Origin of the sequence: Clostridium sp. ZBS2 (assembly GCF_023845855.1) — a bacterium.
Classification (GTDB): domain Bacteria; phylum Bacillota; class Clostridia; order Clostridiales; family Clostridiaceae; genus Clostridium; species Clostridium aquiflavi.
Genome location: NZ_JAMQIF010000019.1, coordinates 295,767 through 317,050, shown reverse-complemented (window position 1 = coordinate 317,050; position 21,284 = coordinate 295,767). Strand labels below are relative to the sequence as shown.

The 21,284-nt window shown below is 28.4% G+C and carries 20 protein-coding genes; 5 read left to right on the top strand and 15 right to left on the bottom strand.

What is annotated here, in order from left to right:
• Positions 1–199 precede the first annotated feature (199 nt).
• Positions 200–1,423, bottom strand: coding sequence for a class I SAM-dependent rRNA methyltransferase (locus tag NG918_RS12675; RefSeq protein WP_252226468.1), 1,224 nt, complete (start codon positions 1,421–1,423; stop codon positions 200–202).
• Between the two features lie 223 nt (positions 1,424–1,646).
• Between NG918_RS12675 and NG918_RS12670 the strand changes: the two genes are divergently transcribed.
• Positions 1,647–2,666 (top strand): acyltransferase family protein, encoded by a 1,020-nt coding sequence (locus NG918_RS12670; protein ID WP_252214248.1) that lies wholly within the window; start codon positions 1,647–1,649, stop codon positions 2,664–2,666.
• A gap of 94 nt (positions 2,667–2,760) precedes the next feature.
• On the opposite strand, the gene NG918_RS12665 is transcribed toward NG918_RS12670, so the two are convergent.
• The 3 genes from NG918_RS12665 to NG918_RS12655 all read right to left on the bottom strand — a co-directional run bounded on the left by NG918_RS12665 (position 2,761) and on the right by NG918_RS12655 (position 5,833).
• A complete protein-coding gene (locus NG918_RS12665; protein WP_252226466.1) occupies positions 2,761–3,954 on the bottom strand; it encodes a DUF6348 family protein in 1,194 nt (397 codons plus the stop codon).
• Positions 3,955–4,489: 535 nt separating this feature from the next.
• Positions 4,490–4,642: a zinc-ribbon domain-containing protein gene (locus NG918_RS12660; RefSeq protein WP_003373161.1), complete on the bottom strand. Its 153-nt coding sequence runs from the start codon at positions 4,640–4,642 to the stop codon at positions 4,490–4,492.
• A gap of 309 nt (positions 4,643–4,951) precedes the next feature.
• Positions 4,952–5,833, bottom strand: a complete 882-nt coding sequence (locus NG918_RS12655) for a LysR family transcriptional regulator (protein ID WP_252214252.1) — start codon at positions 5,831–5,833, stop codon at positions 4,952–4,954.
• 115 nt (positions 5,834–5,948) lie between these two features.
• Here NG918_RS12655 and NG918_RS12650 point away from each other — a divergent pair, with 115 nt between their 5' ends.
• Complete coding sequence (locus NG918_RS12650) at positions 5,949–7,142, top strand: coenzyme F420-0:L-glutamate ligase (RefSeq protein WP_252214254.1); 1,194 nt, start codon at positions 5,949–5,951, stop codon at positions 7,140–7,142.
• A 323-nt stretch (positions 7,143–7,465) separates the two neighbouring features.
• Positions 7,466–8,569: a DEAD/DEAH box helicase gene (locus NG918_RS12645; protein WP_252214256.1), complete on the top strand. Its 1,104-nt coding sequence runs from the start codon at positions 7,466–7,468 to the stop codon at positions 8,567–8,569.
• A gap of 252 nt (positions 8,570–8,821) precedes the next feature.
• On the opposite strand, the gene NG918_RS12640 is transcribed toward NG918_RS12645, so the two are convergent.
• The 4 genes from NG918_RS12640 to rbr all read right to left on the bottom strand — a co-directional run bounded on the left by NG918_RS12640 (position 8,822) and on the right by rbr (position 12,986).
• Entirely contained in the window at positions 8,822–10,516 is a 1,695-nt protein-coding gene (locus NG918_RS12640; protein WP_252214258.1) for a flavin monoamine oxidase family protein, read from the bottom strand.
• A gap of 677 nt (positions 10,517–11,193) precedes the next feature.
• Entirely contained in the window at positions 11,194–11,583 is a 390-nt protein-coding gene (locus tag NG918_RS12635; protein WP_205449427.1) for a bacteriohemerythrin, read from the bottom strand.
• 174 nt (positions 11,584–11,757) lie between these two features.
• Positions 11,758–12,399, bottom strand: coding sequence for a flavin reductase (locus tag NG918_RS12630; RefSeq protein WP_252214260.1), 642 nt, complete (start codon positions 12,397–12,399; stop codon positions 11,758–11,760).
• Positions 12,400–12,449: 50 nt separating this feature from the next.
• Positions 12,450–12,986 (bottom strand): rubrerythrin, encoded by a 537-nt coding sequence (rbr, locus tag NG918_RS12625; RefSeq protein WP_252214262.1) that lies wholly within the window; start codon positions 12,984–12,986, stop codon positions 12,450–12,452.
• A 352-nt stretch (positions 12,987–13,338) separates the two neighbouring features.
• Between rbr and NG918_RS12620 the strand changes: the two genes are divergently transcribed.
• Together NG918_RS12620 and rd are read left to right on the top strand one after the other, a co-directional pair.
• The gene (locus tag NG918_RS12620; RefSeq protein WP_252214264.1) at positions 13,339–14,526 is read left to right on the top strand and encodes an anaerobic nitric oxide reductase flavorubredoxin; all 1,188 of its coding nucleotides are present in this window, start codon (positions 13,339–13,341) and stop codon (positions 14,524–14,526) included.
• Positions 14,527–14,633: 107 nt separating this feature from the next.
• Positions 14,634–14,795, top strand: coding sequence for a rubredoxin (gene rd, locus NG918_RS12615; protein WP_252214266.1), 162 nt, complete (start codon positions 14,634–14,636; stop codon positions 14,793–14,795).
• 501 nt (positions 14,796–15,296) lie between these two features.
• Here the strand turns inward: rd and eutM are convergent.
• From eutM to NG918_RS12580, 7 genes are read right to left on the bottom strand one after another with little or no spacing between them, the layout of a single operon-like run.
• Positions 15,297–15,587 carry an ethanolamine utilization microcompartment protein EutM gene (gene eutM, locus NG918_RS12610; protein WP_012425061.1) on the bottom strand — a complete coding sequence of 97 codons (291 nt, stop codon included), beginning with the start codon at positions 15,585–15,587 and terminating at the stop codon, positions 15,297–15,299.
• 56 nt (positions 15,588–15,643) lie between these two features.
• A complete protein-coding gene (locus NG918_RS12605) occupies positions 15,644–16,294 on the bottom strand; it encodes a phosphate propanoyltransferase (RefSeq protein WP_205449419.1) in 651 nt (216 codons plus the stop codon).
• On the bottom strand, positions 16,295–17,854 hold the full coding sequence (locus tag NG918_RS12600) for an acetaldehyde dehydrogenase (acetylating) (RefSeq protein ID WP_252226462.1): 1,560 nt from the start codon (positions 17,852–17,854) through the stop codon (positions 16,295–16,297). It abuts the gene before it with no gap.
• Between the two features lie 38 nt (positions 17,855–17,892).
• The gene (locus NG918_RS12595) at positions 17,893–18,651 is read right to left on the bottom strand and encodes a BMC domain-containing protein (RefSeq protein WP_252226460.1); all 759 of its coding nucleotides are present in this window, start codon (positions 18,649–18,651) and stop codon (positions 17,893–17,895) included.
• A 22-nt stretch (positions 18,652–18,673) separates the two neighbouring features.
• The gene (locus tag NG918_RS12590; RefSeq protein ID WP_252214271.1) at positions 18,674–19,336 is read right to left on the bottom strand and encodes a EutQ-related cupin domain-containing protein; all 663 of its coding nucleotides are present in this window, start codon (positions 19,334–19,336) and stop codon (positions 18,674–18,676) included.
• A gap of 56 nt (positions 19,337–19,392) precedes the next feature.
• On the bottom strand, positions 19,393–19,941 hold the full coding sequence (locus NG918_RS12585) for a BMC domain-containing protein (RefSeq protein ID WP_252214273.1): 549 nt from the start codon (positions 19,939–19,941) through the stop codon (positions 19,393–19,395).
• 1 nt (position 19,942) lies between these two features.
• Positions 19,943–21,271, bottom strand: coding sequence for a 4Fe-4S dicluster domain-containing protein (locus tag NG918_RS12580; protein WP_252214274.1), 1,329 nt, complete (start codon positions 21,269–21,271; stop codon positions 19,943–19,945).
• Between the last annotated feature and the right edge of the window lie 13 nt (positions 21,272–21,284).

The following is a 21,284-nucleotide window of genomic DNA, read 5'->3' as shown; positions in this document are numbered from 1 at the left end:
AAATTAAATTGCAATTTCATTATATATTATCGATATTAATCTATTTTGCTTTAATAAGATTTCAACATGTTGTTTAAAACTTCATATATATTAATGTATTAATTTATTCATATCAATAAAAAAAGATCTAGATTAAATCTAAATCTTAATTTTAAACACTATTTAACAATGCTTTATTCTATATTTATTGTTTATAATCTTAGTTCATATTTTCAATTTCATTCATTAATTTATCACAGTATACTTTAACAAAAACTACCTTAAGATAATCGCCTTCAGGATATTTATCTGAAACCGCAAAATCCTCTGGTAATGTATGTTCCTCAAGAATAAAATACTTCTTATTACTTTCTACAAATGCTTTATCAATAAACTTCTTAAATTTATCCATATTAAATGTAGAACAATTAGTAGAACAAACTATTACTCCCTCATCTTCAGTAACATCAATAGCACTCTTAACTAAATCTTTGTAATTACTTGCTGCACTAAATGTATTATCTTTAGAAGTAGCGTAACTTGGAGGATCTAATATAACTAAATCAAATTTCTTATTATCTTTTTTAGCTTCCTTAAAGTAATGGAATATGTCTTCTACAATAATTTCATGATTATTTAGATCAATCTTATTTAATTCAAAATTTTCAATAGTCTTTTTTAAACTTCTACCTGCCAAATCCACACTAGTAGTTATAGCACCACCCATTGCTGCTGCCATTGAGAATGCTCCTGTATATGAAAAAGTGTTTAATACTCTCTTACCATTAGAATAAGTATTCTTTATAGATTTTCTAACATCCTTTTGATCTAAGAATACCCCAACCATAGCACCATCATTTAAATAAATGGCAAAATTCACGTTGTTTTCTTTAACAACTAAAGGTTCTGGTGCTTTTTGACCACAGTAATAGCTATCTTCATCTACAACCATTCCATTGTCTTCAAATCTCTTCTTTTCATATATTCCTTCAAATGAAACTAAAGATTTTATAGATTTTATTATATACTCCTTGAATGCATAAATACCTTTGCTATACCAGGTTATAAGATAATATTCATCAAAATAATCTATAGTTAATCCACCAATTCCATCACCGCTGCCATTAAATACTCTAAAAGCATTTGTATCTTTAGAATGGTATAATTTCATTCTTTTTGAAAAAGCATTTCTTAACTTATCATAGAAAAACTTATTATCAAAATTACACTTTTTACTATTACTTAAAACCCAACCACAACCCTTGTTTTGCTTTCCATAATAGCCTTTACCTAAAAATTGTTGCTTCTTATCTACTAATGTAATAATATCTCCTTCATTTTTTAACACCTGTGGATTTTCTAATGTTTCCGCTGATATTAATGCATATTTATTGCTATATTTTTTTACATATTCATTTTTCACTATAACTTTTAATTCTTTCATTTGTTATCCCTACCTTAAATTAATACTTATATTATATATTTATCTCAATTATATAGCAAAGATTTTTAATTTATGTAATTAATAAAATGGTTAAATTAACATATCCTAATACTATTGACTCTAAGGCAACACTATGTTTTAGTATAAATAGTATGAATTTTAAAATTATATTAAGATATAAATAAGAATACTCTTATTTTGATTAATAAAAGGGGTTAATAAAATGGTAGAAACGCATAGGAATTATTTAATTGATAATAGTAAAGGTATATTAATTTTTCTAGTAGTCTTAGGACATAGCTTAGAATTCTTACGAAAGGATTATGATATTGTTAGAATTATGTATACCTTTGTTTATCTTTTTCATATGCCAGTATTCATCTTTATATCAGGTTATCTTTCTAAAAATATAGAAAAAGGACGTAAAAATGCAGTAAAAAATTTATTTATACCATTTCTATTTTTCAACATAATATGGAATATAATTGAGATGTATTCTAGATATTTTCTAGGAAATAATGCTGTTGAAATTACAAGTATAACTGTATTTTCATTTTTTACTCCTGGGTGGGCATTATGGTATATATTTTCAATGTTCCTTTGGAAAATATTTTTACCAGATCTTTTAAAAATTAGAAATATATTTATGATCAGTATCATTGTAGGAATAGCTGCTAGACTTTTTAGTGAATTAGGTACATTCATGTCGCTTTCACGTACTCTTGCATTTACTCCATTCTTTCTAGCTGGATATTATACAAGTGAAAAAAAATTACATGAATTAAGAAAATTTGGACAAGTCCCTTCTATATTAATTACTGGTATAGGTATTACACTTGCAATTCTATTTGTTAAGCTTTTTAATATTCCAGGAGAATTTTTATGGGCTGATCGTTCTTATAATCATTTTGAAATAGGTATGATAAAAAGTATTATTCTTGCTACACTAAACTACGGAATTGGTTTTCTATTTATATATGTATTTGCAAATTTGGTAACTAAAAAGGAAACTTTTTTATGCAAATTGGGTAGAAATACTTTATCAGTATATTTACTACATACTTATTTTATTGGTGTTGTGTTGGGCATATGTTCTCTTATACCAAGTGATATTGTTAAATTTATAATCATTATAATAGGTACTTTTATTATTACATTTTTACTTTCACGAGATGTTGTAGCTATTAAATTTAATTGTTTCTTAAATGGTCTTAATAAAAAAATATTTGCTAAGGAAAAGTAAATCTTAAAAAGGTTGTTACAAAATAAAATGAACTGCTCCCTGTCTGCTTAACAGGGAGCAGTTCAAAATGTAACAACCTTTTATATTTAGTTACTTAAAAAACTCTATAATCAGCTCTAACATTAAATGCTAAAGAAGTCATACATAAACTCTCCATTTTACTCCCATTATTTAAAGCTTTATTAATTGCATTAAATAATGAACTTTTAAAAACAATATTCATTATCTCACTATTTTCATAGTATCCACTTTTAATAGTTCTTTCAATAATATCATATATTAAATTATAAGACATAATTTGTTCTTTAAATAATTGAATCTTTTCATTTCCTTTTAGTAATATAATTTCATCTGAATACTTTACCTCTGGGAATATAAACTCACAAAAAATTTCTGGTATAAAGCAAAATAATTCAGTAGTTAAAGTGTTATCAGCACAGAAATTAAAAATTTGAGTATATAAATTATTGTATTTTTCTGCTGAATCACATTGTTTGTATAAATCCAATGCTTTCATAGTAATATTACTAATATGTATTGGGGTAAAATTATATGGTACATATGTATTTTTTCCTTGAATTAAAACAAAAATTTGTTTTTCGGAATACAATGCTTCTTCTATTTTCCACACTTTAATATGTTCATTAATAATCTTACTTATGCTAATATTAACTGTTCCATTTATTCTACATTCGCAGTTTGTTGAATTACCAGTTTTAGATGCATATATCTTTATATAATAAACCCTTTTATTTCCTAAGCGCTTTTTTATTTCTTCCCCCAATAGTTCCCAATAATCTATTTTTTTACCTTCCAACTTTTTTCCTTGAGCTGTTAAACAGCTTTTATAGAGCGTAAACTCATTTATTTTATCATAATATTTTATTTTTAATTTATAACCTTCTTCATTTCTTAATGCATGTGTTATTCCACATAATGATGATAAAGAAAAACTAGATACTGCATGTTCAATAGCTGAATTAATATTACTTCCAACTCCTGCTACACATTCAAGTAAATCTTCATCAAAAATCTCATGCTTAAGTACAAATATAACTTGAATAAATCCTTTATTTATTTGTGATACATGTGCTTCTATTCTTAATTCTATGTCTTTAATATATAAATTTTCATTTTTTATTTCACTTCCTTTTATTACATTGTTTAGTACTCTAATAACTTTTTGATCATTAGTTAAATTTACATTACTTTTCATATATTCCTTATTGGTTTCTATATCTTTTATATTTTTACTTTTTCTATTAAATATCTTGTTAAATATTCTCATTTGATTATTTTTCCTTTTAATTTGATTTTTAGTAATTTACTTAACCTCTTTAACATATAAAAACCTATTAGTTAAGTTACACTTTAATATCGGATTATTTTTCCATTACTTTATATTTATCCCTATTTTTATACTTAAAGTTTTTAATAGAATATATATTTATTTTATAAAAAACAAAAAAAATCCTAAAGATTAGCAATATTATCTATAAGAATTTTACATATTTATAATATTTCTTTTAATTATATATTAATATTTCTTTTATTAATTCTCTATCATAAACAATATTTAGCAGTATTTAATCAATGAATTCTCCTCAAAACTCGTATTAATTATACATATTATGGTATGAGCCTTGACATTTTATAAAAATTTATTATAAGCATACTTATACACTCATAATAAATTAATTTCTAGAAGCCAGTAAGTTAAGCCTTCAATAAATTTTGCCTACTGGTTCTTATTTTTATTAATAAATCTTTATAACAAAAAAGACTGTAGTTTAAACTACAGTCTTATTTATAACAATATAAAATTATCTTCTATTTTGTTCTTTTTTAGCTCTTCTACAAGCTGCACATCTTGTTGGTTCATTATCGAATCCTTTTTCTTTGTAGAATTCTTGTTCTCCTACTGAAAATATGAATTCGCTACCGCAATCTCTGCATACTATTGTCTTATCTGTCATAATAATTCCTCCCTAATTTAAAGATCTTAATTCATTAATAATCTCCATTTACGAGAAACTATTTATCAAATACAAGTCTTTATTTTAGTAACATTTCTGCTACTCATTTATAATAACACATAACTTTATTTATTACAAGGTAATTTTATTATTTTATATATTTAATCTATACTTTCATATATACAATACAATTAACTTATATTTTAATTTGTTAAACATTTTTATTGATAATATCTAAAAATATGTTCTCTGAAGTTATATCCTTTCTTAAAATTTTCTATGCTACCATATAATTGATATTTAACAAGCTTATCCTTCAATTATTTCTACAAATTTAGTTGAAGCTAATGAAAGTGGAACTCTTTTTAAATAACACACCCCTATATTTCTTTTAGGAATTTCTTCTACTGTTTTTACTTCATATATTAAACCTTTATTTAAATATTCCTTTGCAAATTCCTTAACTACACATGCTATTCCTAAATTTATTTTTGCAAATTCTAAGAGCAAATCATATGAACCGAGTTCAAACTCTGGTGATATTTTTATACCTTTTGAAATCATAAAATTTTCCACATATTTTCTTGAATTTGATGTTTGTTCTAAAAATATTAACGGCAAATTAGCCACATCGTCAAGTGACATATTATCATTTAATAAATACTTGTACTTCTCTCCACAAACGAAAATATCTTGTACTTCTACACATGGTCTTAATTCTAAAGATGGGTCATCTATTGGAAAATTACATATTGCTATGTCTATCTCACCACCTTTTATAAGTGTGCACAGCTCTAATGTTGTACTATTAATGATTTTAAACTTAATATTAGGATACATATTATGAAACTTCTCCAAATAAGGCATTAAATAATATTTTGAAATTGTATCACACACACCAATTTTAAGTTCTCCTACAGATAAATTGTGAAATTCTAAAATCTTTTCTTCTCCAGCTTCTATTAAACCTATAGCTGAATCTACATATTCAAAGAGATGTTTTCCTTCATTAGTTAGTGATACTCCCTTAGGTGTTCTATTAAAAAGACGAGTGTCTAATTCTCTTTCAAGCTGCATTATAGATTGACTTATAGCTGGTTGTGTCATATAAAGTTCCTCTGCCGCCTTTGAAAAGCTCTTACTTTTTCCTACTTGACGAAAAATTTTATATAGATCTAATTTACTTATCATATAAGCTCTCCTTATATTAGATATATTTACTATTTATTTTACTTATATCATTAATTGGAGTATATTACAAGTATAAACCATATTATTTTGAATTTATTTTAAGGGAGAGATTATTGTGGAAAGAGTTATCGGAACAGTTGTTAGAGGACTTCGTTGTCCAATTATAAAAGAAGGAGACAAAATTGAAGAAATCGTAGTTGATAGCGTATTAAGAGCTTCAGCATCTGAAGGAATTTCTATTAATGATAAAGATATAGTTACTGTAACTGAATCAGTTGTTGCACGTGCTCAAGGAAACTATGCTTCAATAGATAACATAGCTACAGATGTTAAATCTAAGTTTGGTGATGATACAATTGGTGTTATATTCCCTATCTTAAGCCGTAACCGTTTTGCTATTTGTTTACGTGGTATTGCTAAAGGAGCTACTAAGAAAATAGTTTTAATGTTAAGCTATCCATCAGATGAAGTTGGAAATCACTTAGTAGATTTAGATCTTTTAGATGAAAAAGGTGTTAATCCTTGGACAGATGTTTTAACTGAAGCAAAATTCCGTGAATTATTTGGATATAACAAGCATCCTTTCACAGGAGTTGATTATATCGACTACTATAAATCTTTAATAGAAGAATACGGTATAGAATGTGAAGTTATCTTCTCAAATGATTGTAAGACTATTTTAAATTACACTAAGAGCGTTCTTACTTGTGATATACATACAAGATTTAGAACTAAGAGAATATTAAAAGCTAACGGTGGAGAAAAAGTATATAGCTTAGATAATATATTATCAGAATCAATTGATGGAAGCGGATGCAATGAAGCTTATGGATTATTAGGTTCTAATAAATCAACTGAACAAACAGTGAAGTTATTCCCTCGTGATTGTCAACCAATCGTAGATAATATACAAGCTTTACTTAAAGAAAAGACAGGTAAAAATGTTGAAGTTATGATTTACGGAGATGGCGCTTTCAAAGATCCAGTAGGTAAGATTTGGGAACTTGCTGACCCAGTTGTTTCTCCAGCTTATACTCAAGGATTAGACGGAACTCCAAATGAAATTAAATTAAAATATCTTGCAGATAATGATTTTGCAGATTTAAAAGGTGAAGAATTAAAAACTGCAATTTCAAATTACATTAAGAATAAAGAGGCTGATTTAGTAGGTTCTATGGCTGCACAAGGTACAACACCAAGAAGACTTACTGACCTTATTGGATCATTATCTGACTTAACTTCAGGTAGTGGAGATAAAGGAACACCAATAATCTTCATTCAAGGATATTTCGATAACTACACAAAATAATACTTAATTAAATATAATAGCCACTTAGATAAATTAACTTCTAAGTGGCTATTTTTCATATCAATATACTCTGGTTATCCAACCCTATGTTATAAATCAAATTTCATTGACTACAATACTTTTAAGTGATATTATTTTACTAAAACAGTTATTATTTAAATATTGATTATTTGTAGAGCTTGGTTGTTTTTAACAGATACCAAGCTTTTATTTATTTAATGGATATTCTAAGAAATAATAGTCTCATCTGCTAGTCTATTTTAGGCTATTATTTTCTTACATTTGCATAATATTAAAATATACTAATTGAAAGGATAATAATTATGAACTTTAAAACTTTAGGCATAAATGAAAATATAGTTAATGTACTAAACAAAAATGGAATTAAAACTCCAACTCCAATTCAGGAAGAAAGTATACCACAAATTTTATCAGGTAAAGATGTTATCGGAGAAGCAAAAACTGGAACTGGAAAAACTCTTGCTTTTCTTCTTCCCATTTTTCAAAACATATCACCTAATACTAATGGAACACAGGTGTTAATTCTGTCTCCTACTAGAGAATTAGCAATTCAAATAACAGAGGAAACAAAAAAACTTAATGTAAATAATGATATTAATATATTAGCTGCATATGGTGGTAAGGATATTGGAAGTCAATTAAAAAAACTTAAACATAATATACATTTGGTTATTGCCACTCCTGGTAGACTGCTTGATCATATTGATAGAAAAACTATCGACTTATCAAAGCTAAAAACTATAGTTATAGATGAAGCTGACCAAATGTTATTAATGGGATTTAAAAATGATATTGAAAAAATTATGAAAGCAGCTTCAAAAAAGCACCAAACACTTTGTTTTTCCGCTACTATGGATTCACAAGTAAAAAAACTTGCCTATAGATATATGATTGATCCATTATTTATAGACATAAAATCACCAACTATAGCTGTTGATAAAATCAAACAGCAAGTTGTAGAAACCACTGATAGATGGAAACAAGATGCCCTTTGTACTACTTTGCAAGAAGATAATCCATTTATGGCAATGATATTTTGTAGAACTAAACGCAGAGCTGATGTCCTTGAGATTGCACTTCATCAAAAAGGTCTTAATTGTCAAAAAATACATAGCGATGTTCCTCAGTCTAAGCGTGAAAGAATAATGAAATCTTTTAGAAATGCTGATATTCAATATTTAATAGCAACAGATGTAGCTGCAAGAGGAATAGATATTTCTGGTGTTTCACATATTTATAATTATGATGCTCCAGAAACTCCAGAAAGCTATATTCATCGTATAGGAAGAACAGGACGTGCAGGTGAAAATGGTTATACCTGTATGTTCATTGCACCAAAAGATTCTTATCATCTAAATGCAATAGAAAAAAAATTAGGATTTACAATACCTAGACGTGAAATTTAAAAGATTTCTTTTTATTTAGGCTATGTTTTAGCAGAGTGTTGATATATGCATAAGCAAAGTGGGTGGAGTAAATGAACTTAAGAACACTAAAATGATTATAGTCCCATTTTAGCTTGTTCCCAATATAAAATTGTGACACGCAGTAAATGTGACAATACTCATTAAGGGTTCTAAAAGTCCATTTACAATGCCACTTTACCTATTGCATATATCAACACACATTTAAAACATAGCCTTTATTTAAAATATAATTTAGTATTTTTTTACTTCTTTACAGTGTTGTGCTATTGAATTAGCAACATTCATCCCACTATTTAAAGCCCCTTGCATCCACCCATGTTTATTTGAAGCATGTTCACCTGCAAAATACACTTTATCTTTATATTCTGATTTTGTCATTGAATATAAAAAGTTAGTATGTTGATTAGGTGTAAAATAACAGAACGCGCCTAAAATTCCAGGTTCATTATTCCAATTTATTGTTTTAAAATCCATTACTATTTTATCAAGATATTTACTTGGGAGACCATTCACCTTCTCAACTTGTCTTTTTATCGTTTCAAAACGCACATCATTATTTAAGTTTCCTAAACGTATAGCATCTTGTCCAAGATTATATGAAGCTAAAAGTACTCCATAATTATTATATTTACTATGTTTTTTTATATTATAATTATAATATGGATACCATATACTTTGAATTGGCAAATCGGTGTAAGATCCACCCCCTAATATTTTTTCATTATCATTACCTTTTTCCCAAAAACGTTCATTACACATAAAAAGTGTTTTTTGAGATGATGAATAATTTACTTCTTTTATTGCTTGCATTTTTTCAGTACTAAACATTGGAAATATATTCATATTTCTAAGACTGGAGAGAGGAATTGCACAAATAACATAATCAAAACTTCTACTGAAATTTTTTGAAAAATTTTTATATTTATACTCAAGTATAACTTTATTATTCTTATTATCATTAAATATACTAGTTACTGTTTTTCCATTTTCTAAAGTCACTTTTCCTAAATTCTTTTTTTCTATGTTAGTATATTCTTTAGGATTTTTAGAAATTAATGAATTATAAAAAGCAAGAGGTAAATTAACTGAACCACCAACTATTTCATATCTATAAGCATAATCTACACTATAGTCTTCTTGCAAATTTTCTAAATAGCTATTATCATAAAAAGCACCAAGAAAAGGAGCAACACATGATATGAGTTCTATAGCACCTTCACTTAAGTTCATTTTTTTTAATTCATCTCTTATACTTAAATTGTCTAAAGATTGAATTAGAACTGAATATTGCTTTTTTATATGTAATAGTTCATTTCTTATAGATGGATTTATCTTTAAAAGATTATCTGCTAGAGCATAATCTATAAGTTTTTGCCAAGAGGTATTTTTTTCTTCAGGAGTTAGATTAAATTCAGGATAAATTTTTTCCATTACATTTTTACCTTCAGAATCATTTCTTACACGTTTATTTCTTATGTACATAAATGCATTTTCATTTGTTTGGATAAATGGTCTTGTTTGTAAATTAAAAGTATTTATATAATGCCATGTACTTTCATGACTTATTGGTATACGCATAGCTCCAAGTTCACCATAAAAATTTTTATTTTTATCAAAATAATGTGTATAGACTCTACCACCAATACGGTTGCTTTGCATTTCAAAGATTGTAACATCAAAACCTAACTTTCTAAGTTCAAAAGCAGAAGATACGCCCGCAAGACCACCACCTATTATACCAACTTTAATTTCTTTACAATCTTTTGGAGAGGCAATTGTTGTAATATCATTTGGTGGAGCAAGTGCTGATATTATATCATCAAAATCTTCAATACGATTGGATTTTTCTAAAGCAGTTTTTAACATTTTATATCTTTCTTCATTGGATGGATTGAGTGATTGTATATATCTAAATTCTGCATTCATCTAAATTCAACTCCATTTTATAATGATATATTTAAGTTATATATTAAATATATTACTTTTTAAAAATAACATACCAATTATTTTTTAGATTAAAATTCATTAAATAAAGTATCTACATAAAAAATAAATAGAATTTATTACTCTAAACATAAAAATCCTTAACAGTACATTCCGGTATTGTCAAGGATTTTTCCTTTGATGAAAATTAATTCAACATATCATTTAATCGGGCATTAATATGAATCTAATTGTAAATAATATCGCAAATATGTATGAAAGTTCATGTACTTCTTTTCCTCTTCCAGTTGATACTTTCATGATAGGGTAAAATATTGTTTAGTTATAAAAGAATGTGTCCCTTATGGGAAATAACAAAAGATATTAATATAGATTTAGAATAGATATATTGTGAATTTTATAAAGGAAGATATGAAATCCTTATGCTTATAAATGCTCGAATTGCTATTTAGTTGTTTGAAAAATTTGTATAGTGATAATTCATCTGATATAATTGAGTTCATAAACATTTATACATATCTCCAAGTTGTATTTTGTGTAGGAACTTAATTATAATAAGGATTTTGTATAAATGTTTTTTATTCAATTGTAAAAATTATTGAAATGTTTTTTGCACTATCATAATTATATACATATCTTAATTTTGCATAAAAGTATAATTATTTTCCTATAAGTTTATCATTTGAATAGATATGTCCTGTTAACCAATCATTTAGAAGTTGCAATATACTGACTATATATTCATCTTGATCCTCATCAATCTTTGAAAAATCTACATCTTTAATTCTTTTTATAAACGCATCATGCTCAACTTTCTGAGTAAACATTCTTTTATAATTAATACTTTTCATGTATTCTTCTTCAGCATTAAAATGAAAAACAGTGTAGTCTTGAAGTTCTTTTATTAAATCTACTACTTTATCATATTTATCAATTGTAAGATCATTTTTTAATAAAGCATAAGTTCTATCAGCTATTTCAAAAAGAACTTTATGCTGTTCATCAATAAAATCTATTCCAGTCTTATATTCTTCTTTAAATTCATACATTAAACACTACCTTCTTTCAATCTTTATATTTTGTAATTATTATACACCCAATAATATATTTTATCAATTAATAATTATTACACATTAAAGCAAACTCCTAATTTAATAAAAGTAAAATAATGTGCAACAAAGTTTTATTGTACGCTATTTTACTTTTTAATATCATTTCTATTGTTACTTTTTAAATACTGATTTTTTCTGACCACATATTGGACAAATATAATCATCTGGTAATTCTTCAAATGGAATGTCTCCTGAATACTCATATCCACATACACTGCATACATATTTTTCACTCTTGTTTTCTACTTTTGTATCTTCTGCAATATAAGTTGGAGCATTTTTAGGGCTTTTTCCTTTTACAACTTTATGATAATAGGAATATGTCATAGCATCATCCTTTGAAAGAACATCTCCATCTATTACTTTACCTAAGAAAACAGTATGTGTATCTGTTTCCATCTTATTAACTACCTCACAGGTAATATAAGCACATCCTTCCGTTACAATTGGCATATTCCCTTTGATTTCATACTTTACTGAATCAAATTTATTTACATTTTTTCCAGACTGAAATCCAAAAGTACCAATGATTGATGGATCTGAATTCTCTCCTAAAATTGAAATTGCAAATTTTCCTGTTTCTTTAATACACTGATTTGTATAGTTATCATGATTTATACTAATTGCAATTGTCGCAGGTTCTGATGTAATCTGCATAGCACTATTAGCTGTACAACCAGTTGGTCTTCCTTCATCCCATACAGAAATTATATAAACTCCATATGATAGGTTTCTAAATGCGTTGTTATTCATAATTGTTGCCTTCTTTCATATATAAAATTTATAATTCTCTAATTTTAAAATTAATAATTCTCTGCTTTTATTTCAAAATAGCTTTGTGGATGTGAACATACAGGACAAACTTCTGGAGCCTTCTTCCCAATACATATGTGTCCACAATTAGAACATTTCCAAATTACATCTCCATCCTTTGAAAATACTAAATCATCTTCAATATTAGCAAGTAATTTTTTATATCTTTCCTCATGCTCCTTTTCAATCTTAGCAACCTCTTCAAATAAATATGCAATCTTATCAAATCCTTCTTCTTTTGCTTCTTTTGCAAAGTTTACATACATATCTGTCCACTCGTAATTTTCGCCTTCAGCAGCTGACTTTAAATTATCAGAGGTATTGCCAATTCCATTTAAAAGTTTAAACCACATTTTAGCATGTTCTTTTTCATTATTAGCTGTTTCCTCGAAAATAGATGCTATTTGTACAAATCCATCTTTTTTAGCTTTTGATGCAAAATAAGTATACTTATTTCTTGCTTGAGACTCTCCTGCAAATGCAGCCCATAAATTAGCTTCTGTCTTTGTTCCTTTTAAATTACTCATAAATCATCTCTCCTTATAATATACATTAGTTAACTATTTTTATTTGTTAATTATTTTTATTTGTATATGTAATATTATATCATTATGCATATTAAATTCCAATTTTTTTAACAAATTTTGATGTTATATATAATAAAAATTTAAAGTCTGATCAATAACTATCCTTTTATTTACGCCTCTTTATTTGCATATTTTAAGTTCGATATTAAATATTTTACTAAATACTATTTTTGTATTTAATTCTTTTACTAATAAGTGAGATGACTCTGACTCTATACTGTCCTGTAAAATCTATATTCATTTTTTCTTAATTATGGTATATAATAAAAAAAAGAAAGAGGAGGTTATTTAGATGAGTTTTAAAATAAATGATACTGTAACTTGGGTTGGAAAAATCGATTGGGAATTAAAACAATTCCATGGAAATGAATTGTCTACAGATAAAGGTTCCTCATACAATTCATATTTAATCAAAGATGAAAAGACAGTATTAATAGATACTGTTTGGACACCATTTACTACAGAATTTATTACTAATTTAAAAAAAGAAGTAGATATACAAAAAATTGATTATATAGTTATGAACCATTCTGAAGTTGATCATAGTGGTGCCTTAGTAGAACTTATGAAAGAAATACCTAACACTCCAATTTATTGTGCTAAAAATGGGGTTAGAATATTAAAAGGACTTTATCATCAAGATTGGAACTTTGTGGAAGTGAAAACTGGAGATACATTAGATATCGGTAAGCATAAACTTACTTTTATAGAAGCTCCAATGCTTCATTGGCCAGACACTATGTTTACATATTTATCAGGTGAAAATATATTATTTAGTAATGATGGTTTTGGTCAACATTATGCTTCAGAGCTTATGTATAATGATAAAGTTGATCAATCAGAACTATATCATGAAGCACTAAAATATTATGCAAATATTTTAGCTCCATTTAACAGACAAGTTGCAAAGAAAATTGAAGAAATATTAAACCTTAACTTACCAATTGATATGATTTGTCCAAGTCACGGTATAATATGGAGAGATAATCCAATGCAAATAATAAATAAGTATGCAGAATGGGCAAATGAATATGCAGAAAACCAAATAACAATAATATATGATAGTATGTGGAATGCAACAAGAAGAATGGCAGAATGCATAACAGAAGGAATAACAAGTAATAATAAAGATGTTGTAGTAAAAATTATTAATTCAGGTAAGACTGATAAGAATGATGTAATTGTTGAAGCATTCAAGTCAAAGATAATTCTTTTAGGTTCCTCAACTATAAATAATGGTATTTTGGCTTCAACAGCTTCAATTCTAGAAATGATAAAAGGTTTTAAATTTAAAGGCAAAAAAGGAGCAGCTTTTGGTAGTTATGGTTGGAGTGGTGAATCTATAAAATTAATTACAGAAGAATTAGAAAAAGCTGGAATTAAGACAATTAATTCAGGAATAAGAGAATTATGGACTCCTGATGAAGAAGCATTAGAGAGATGTAGAGAGTTTGGAAAAAATATTGCAGAAGAGCTTTAATTATATACATATTTACAATTAATAATTTGCTTTATATACAAGGAAATTATTATTCTTATAATATGTATATTTAATTAATATTACTAATTCAAAGGAGGATTTATATTATGGAAAAATACGTTTGTACAGTATGTGGTTATATTTATGATGAAGCAGCAGGTGATCCAGATAATGGTGTTGCATCTGGAACAAAATTTCAAGATATTCCAGAAGATTGGGTTTGCCCATTATGTGGAGTTCCAAAATCAGATTTTGAAAAAGAAAACTAGTATAAATTTTAATTAATATAATAAATAACATATAATGCACAATGTTTTTGTCTATGTGCATTATATGTACCTCTTCTATATAACATATATAGTAATGTATGTATCATCATTACATCTTTTACAGCAGCATTGCAGGTTTTCTTTTACGTCTTTTCCTAATCCTGATTTATATTAATTATACAATGAATGTGGGTTCTTCAGAATTCACATTTTTTTATTCTTTAGGAATTTATATTATTAAAAAATTTGTGGATAACTTTTAAAATAATGTGTTTTAAAGGTATTATGAGTACCCCTAAAGAATAAAAAATAATCATATGCCGCACCATTATTCCTGCACTGCGTTTGGAAAGGGCGCATGGCTAAAAAAATCGACGGCTCCAAAGTCGCCTTAGCGATTTTGTTCTTTTTACAACAAAATGAGCCGTTGCAAAACTAAATTTTAAGTAAGTTTTGCAACAGCCACAATTTTTATTATTTTATCTAATTTATGTTCTCTTATTATTTTGCAGTTTCTTTAGTTGATGGAAGTATAACTTCTACTTCTGAGTGTGGACGTGGGATAACGTGAACTGACACTAATTCTCCAACACGTTGTGCAGCAGCAGCTCCTGCATCAGTAGCAGCTTTTACAGCTCCTACGTCGCCTCTTACCATAACTGTTACAAGACCGCCACCAATATATTCTTTACCTATTAAATAAACATTTGCAGCTTTCACCATAGCGTCTGCAGCCTCAATTGAACCAACTAATCCTTTTGTTTCTATCATTCCTAATGCATCAAATTTCATTTTAAATTCCTCCTAATTTCTTCATTATTATTTTGTTATTTTTATATTTTAATTTTTTATTTCACAATTTTAATTTTTGACTTTGAATTAACAATCATTGCATTTGCTTCATCTATATCAATATGGCATTCAAGTGCGCAATCATCATTTGCTCTAATTGCTACATTATTGTAAATGCCACCTCTCAAACCATCAAATTGTATTGAAACTATCTGTCCATCTTCAACATCAAAATGCTTAGCATCTTGTGGTGTCATGTGAATATGCCTTTGTGCAACAATCAAACCTTCTTGAAGCTGTACTGAACCTTTTGGACCAATTAAAGTAATTCCAGGTGTTCCACATAAATTTCCAGATAACCTTGTATGTGGTGCAACACCAAGACTAAAACAATCTCCAGCTAATACTTCAACTTGTGTTTTACTTCTAATAGGTCCAAGTATTCTAACTTTTTCAATAGCACCTTTAGGACCACAAATGGTTAAAGTCTCCTTGCAGGCATACTGACCTGGCTGTGATAAATCTTTAATCTTTGTCATTTTATAACCTTCACCAAACAAAATATCTAAATCTTTTTTTGAAAGATGTATATGTCTATTTGAAATACCTACTGGAATTTCCCATGAATCTTTTTTCGCTTCTCCATTAGCTAAATTAGCTTGTAAAGTTTCCAGCAGAAGTTTCAACATAGCTTCACATTCATCCATCTATGCTTCCCCCTTCATCACCTTAACTAACTTATTAATCATATCCAAAAGTTCTTCATTGTTAGCATTTTTAATATCATCAGTATTGATACACTTTGATGCAGCTGCATACTGATCAGGGCTCAAGCTTCCACATTGATTTTGTGTATGGTGACAATTATTTTCTGTTTTAATGTGATTAAAAGTTGGATCGTTAGAAGCTAATGTTGCACAATCCTTTAAACCATATGCAACTCTCTTGATGTTAATCAAGTGCATTGGGGTAACATTTTCAGAAACTGAACTACCGCCCCAAGTACCACAACCTAGTGTAAATGATGGTATAAGTCCTGTACTTGCACCTGTTCCACCTTGGCTACCACCAGTATTAACTAAAATACGTGATGCTGGCTTTCTAGCAAATTTCATTACTATATCTCTATCTTCAGTATGAATACTCATTGTATGACCTATTCCATTTTGAAGTAATTCAATACTTAATTCACATGCTTCATGCCAATCCTTTACTGTATAGAATGCAAGTACTGTTGTAAGTTTTTCAAAAGATAATGGATAACCTTCACCAACACCCTTTTGTTCTCCTATAAGTACCTTTGTATCTTGTGGAATAGAAATTCCTGCTGAACTCGCTATAACTTGTGGAGATCTACCTACAAATTTAGCATTCATGCTATGCCCATTCTTAAACAACAGATTACAAACTTTATCTGTTTCTTCTGCTGTCATGAAATATCCGCCTTGTTTCTTTAATTCTGCAACTACTTCATCATGATTACATTCTTCACATATAATAGATTGTTCTGATGCACAGATTGTACCATTATCAAATGTTTTACTTGCAATAATATTTCTTATAGCTTTTTCAACATTTGCACTTCTTTCTATATATGCTGGAGAGTTTCCTGCCCCTACTCCAAGTGCTGGTTTTCCTGAACTATAAGCAGCTTTTACCATTCCTGGACCACCTGTTGCTATTATTATAGCAACTTCTTTACTCTTCATTAATTCATTTGTAGCTCCAATTGTTGGAGTAGAAACACAACCAATAATATTTTCTGGAGCTCCAGCTTCTATAGCTGCCTCATTCATCAATTTAGCTGCTTTTATTGTACATTGTGCTGCTGATGGATGTGGTGAAAATACTATTGCGTTACGAGATTTTATAGCAATCATTGCTTTAAAAATAGCTGTAGATGTTGGATTTGTTGAAGGTACTATTCCCATTACTAATCCAACTGGTTCAGCAAGTTCTATTAACTTATTAGCCTCATCTTCTTTAATAACACCAATAGTTTTCATATCTTTAATTGAATCATATAATATAGTAGATGCCATATGATTCTTATAAGTTTTATCTTCAACCTTACCAAAACCAGTTTCTTCTACTGCCATTTGTGCTAAGCAAACAGCATTTTCTTCTGCAACCTTAACCATGTTGCATAAAATTTTATCAATTTGTTCTTCAGTATAATCAGCAATTTTTTCTGCCCCAACTTTTCCTAAGCGAGCAAGGTTTCTTGCTTCTTGTATTGAACACAAATCTCTATCAAAATTCTCCATATCAAATTACTCCTTTTTAACGTATTTGTGTATTAAAGTTACTCATAATATGCTCTAAATTTTGTTATTAATAGCTTTTTACTTGCTTTAGAAATTTTTCCTTCCGTAACTTTAAAATCTTTGTATTGACGAGCTAATTCTCTAAGTTTTGCTACTTTAAGATTAGATAGTATCTTAAGAGTTTTTTCTATTCCACTTTCATTTACTAAATTATCTACAGTAGCTTTTTGTAAATTGTTTAAATCAATTTTTGAATCATTAGAATGTTCCTCTTTTAACTTCTTAGGTAATGAATGATCTATTGTTAAATTTATTTTTTCAGACTTAGTATCTATACAGTCAATATTTTCATCTTTTTCTAAATTCGTTTCCTCAGAATCATTGATTATACAATCAATGGTTTCTATTGTTTCTTCTTTTTTAGAAATTTCATTCTTAATAACCTCAACTTCAACAACCTCATTTAGGTTTTCACAAATCTCATTTTCAGATTTAGACGAAACTTCTAACTTTTTTAAAGAACTTTTTATTCCAATTATATTATCTAATTCATCATGAGGACGAGGTATCACATGTTCTGAAATCAACAATTTACTATCTAGTTTTTTTACAGCTGCAACGCCAGCCTCTACAGCTGCTTTTACTGCGCCTACATCTCCAGTTACTGCGATTGAAACAAGGCCTCCACCTACATAAGTTTTCTCCAAAATGCTAACATCTGCTGACTTAAGCATTGTGTCTGCACCTTCAATAGCTGCCAGTAATCCTCTTGTTTCTATTAACCCAAGTGCTTGCATAGTTTATCCTCCCTAAAGTTTGCTATAAGAGATCTGCCCAATTGGCAGGATATGTTGAATAAAATACCCTTGCCTTATCAGGTGAACCCCAAACTACCTTAGAACCTGATGGTACAAATAATACATCTCCTGGATATGCAGTAAATGTCTTACCATTGATTTCAATTGTTAAGGTACCTTCAATAACATAATCAATTTCTTCATAAGTTAGCTCCCAATCAAATTTTGAATTTTCAATTACTAAAAATCCAGCACTCATTTTAGATTCATTTTTACTAACTAATTCTTGATAATAAGCTTTTGCATTTGGATTTCCTGTATCAAATACATCCATTTTAACTGTATTGCCTCTAACAACTTTCAATCCACCAGAATCACATTCTGAAACATATGGCATATTTTTATCTTTTTTTAAGCAATTAAGCATTTCCTGCAAGAGACCCTTTTCCATCATAGATTTAAAGAAGCTTAGAAGCATTTCACTGTCCATTCCATCGGCACAAACTTTTGGAATTTCAGAATGTTGTACTTCACACTTAGGCGCTTCTGTAGAAAATACTATACCATTAGCTTTTGCTAAATCCTTAGCTGACGGTGTTATAATCACATTATCATCAACATAGAATTTAGTTTCACCTTGTTTTATCAAGGCTTCAATATCTTTTATACAAATCAATTTTTTCATATCCTCACATCCTTTCATTAATATACTTTTAGATAGTTATTAAATCTAAAACTTATTTAAAGTAAAGACTGTAATAATCTATCAGATGGAGATGGTATAACCTCAGCATTAACTAATAAACCTTTTTCTTCTGCAATAGACTTTCCTGCATCAATACCAGCTTCAACTGCAGCTACATCACCGGTAAAAGTAAAGAATGATTTTCCTCCTAATCCAGTTCCAAGTCTTAGATCTAATGGTTCTAAATTAGCAGCCTTTAAAATAGCATCAGCAGCTATAACCATGGTTGCTAAAGAGAAAGACTCCATAATTCCTAATGCCTGTATACTATCAGGCATTGTTGCACCAGTAATTGCTGGAAAAACTAAAGGATTAACATTAGGTATAATAATTGAATCTACCCAAAATTCTCCTGCTATTTTTTCCCCTACACTTACTGATTCTTTAACAGCTGCAACATCACCATTAACTATAGCTATATATTTTCCAGGACAAACAGAATTAGCTGTAACTATTTCAACATCAGAAGTCTTTAACATTTGATCTGTTGCATAAATACCACGTGAAATACTTGTAAATTCAACCATTCCTATTGCATTGGCCATATTAATCCCTCCTTATGGCTACAAAACCATCTTCATTTTTAATTACAGTTCCTGAAATACTTGCATGAATTGTAGCACCTAAACTACCTTCTGGAATTTTACCAATTACTTCACCATTCTCAACATGTTGTCCTAGATGTACACAGGCAATTGAAGGTGCACCTACATGTTGTTGCATTGCAATATATACAATTTCAGAATCTACTAAACCATCTATCATAGGAGCTGGTTTATCAAAATCTCGTAACCCTAATCTTGCTATAAGTCTCTTACTTGGTACTAAGCGATACTCTCTAGCTTGTCTTGCTTCAAACTTATCTTGAACTGGCTTGTATCTAATATTTTGTTCTGCCAGCTTTTGTTTAAAATATAGATTTGATGATTTAGGATATAATCCTGCTGGACATGAAAATAGCTCACATAAATTACACTGACAACATAGTTGTGCAATTTTTTGTCCTTCAATATTATCCAAGTTGTAAGACATAGCTCTCATCATCTTGTGTGGTTGTGTATTATGTCCAAGTAGAAAACGTGGACACATATCTGTACACATACGACATTGCTCACAAGAAGATTTATTTATCTTTTTTGCTTGATCCATGGTAACAGATTTTTTACGAATCAGCGGATGATCATTTTTTAATATTACAAATCCTTTATTTTTCTTTGTAACATACCCGTCTAGATTTTTCATAACTGGGCCCATCATAGGTCCACCATCAATGACTGAATACTTATCAAAATTTTCAATTCCACTAAGTTTTAACACATCTATAATAGGAATTCCTACTGGAACTTTTACAGTTTTTCTATTTGGTATATCCCCTGCAATGGTAATGTATTTTTCAGTAACTGATTTTCCCATAGAAGCATTATAAATGTTTAATGCTGTTTCACTGTTTACTACTACACATCCAACTTGAATTGGTATACCAGCTTCTGGTACAACTCTTCCTGTTAATTCATAAACAAGAACTTGTTCATCTCCTGCAGGATAAATATCTGGAAGCTCTTTTACTTCTATTAAATCTCCTACATGTAATTCATTAATTCTATTTCTTAAAATAGATATTACTTCTTTATGCTTTCCTTTGATTCCTATAATACCTTTATTAGCGTTAACTATACTTCTTGCAGTTTCAAACCCTTTTATAACTTCATCCGGAAATAATTCCATTAACTGTTGATCAACTCTTAAAAGGGGTTCACATTCAGCTCCATTAAGAAGTATATATTCAGCTTTTGATGCAAGTTTCGCATGTGTGGGAAATCCTGCTCCACCAGCACCTATAACACCAGCATCTTTTACCATATCTAAAAGACTCATCTTAATACCTCCT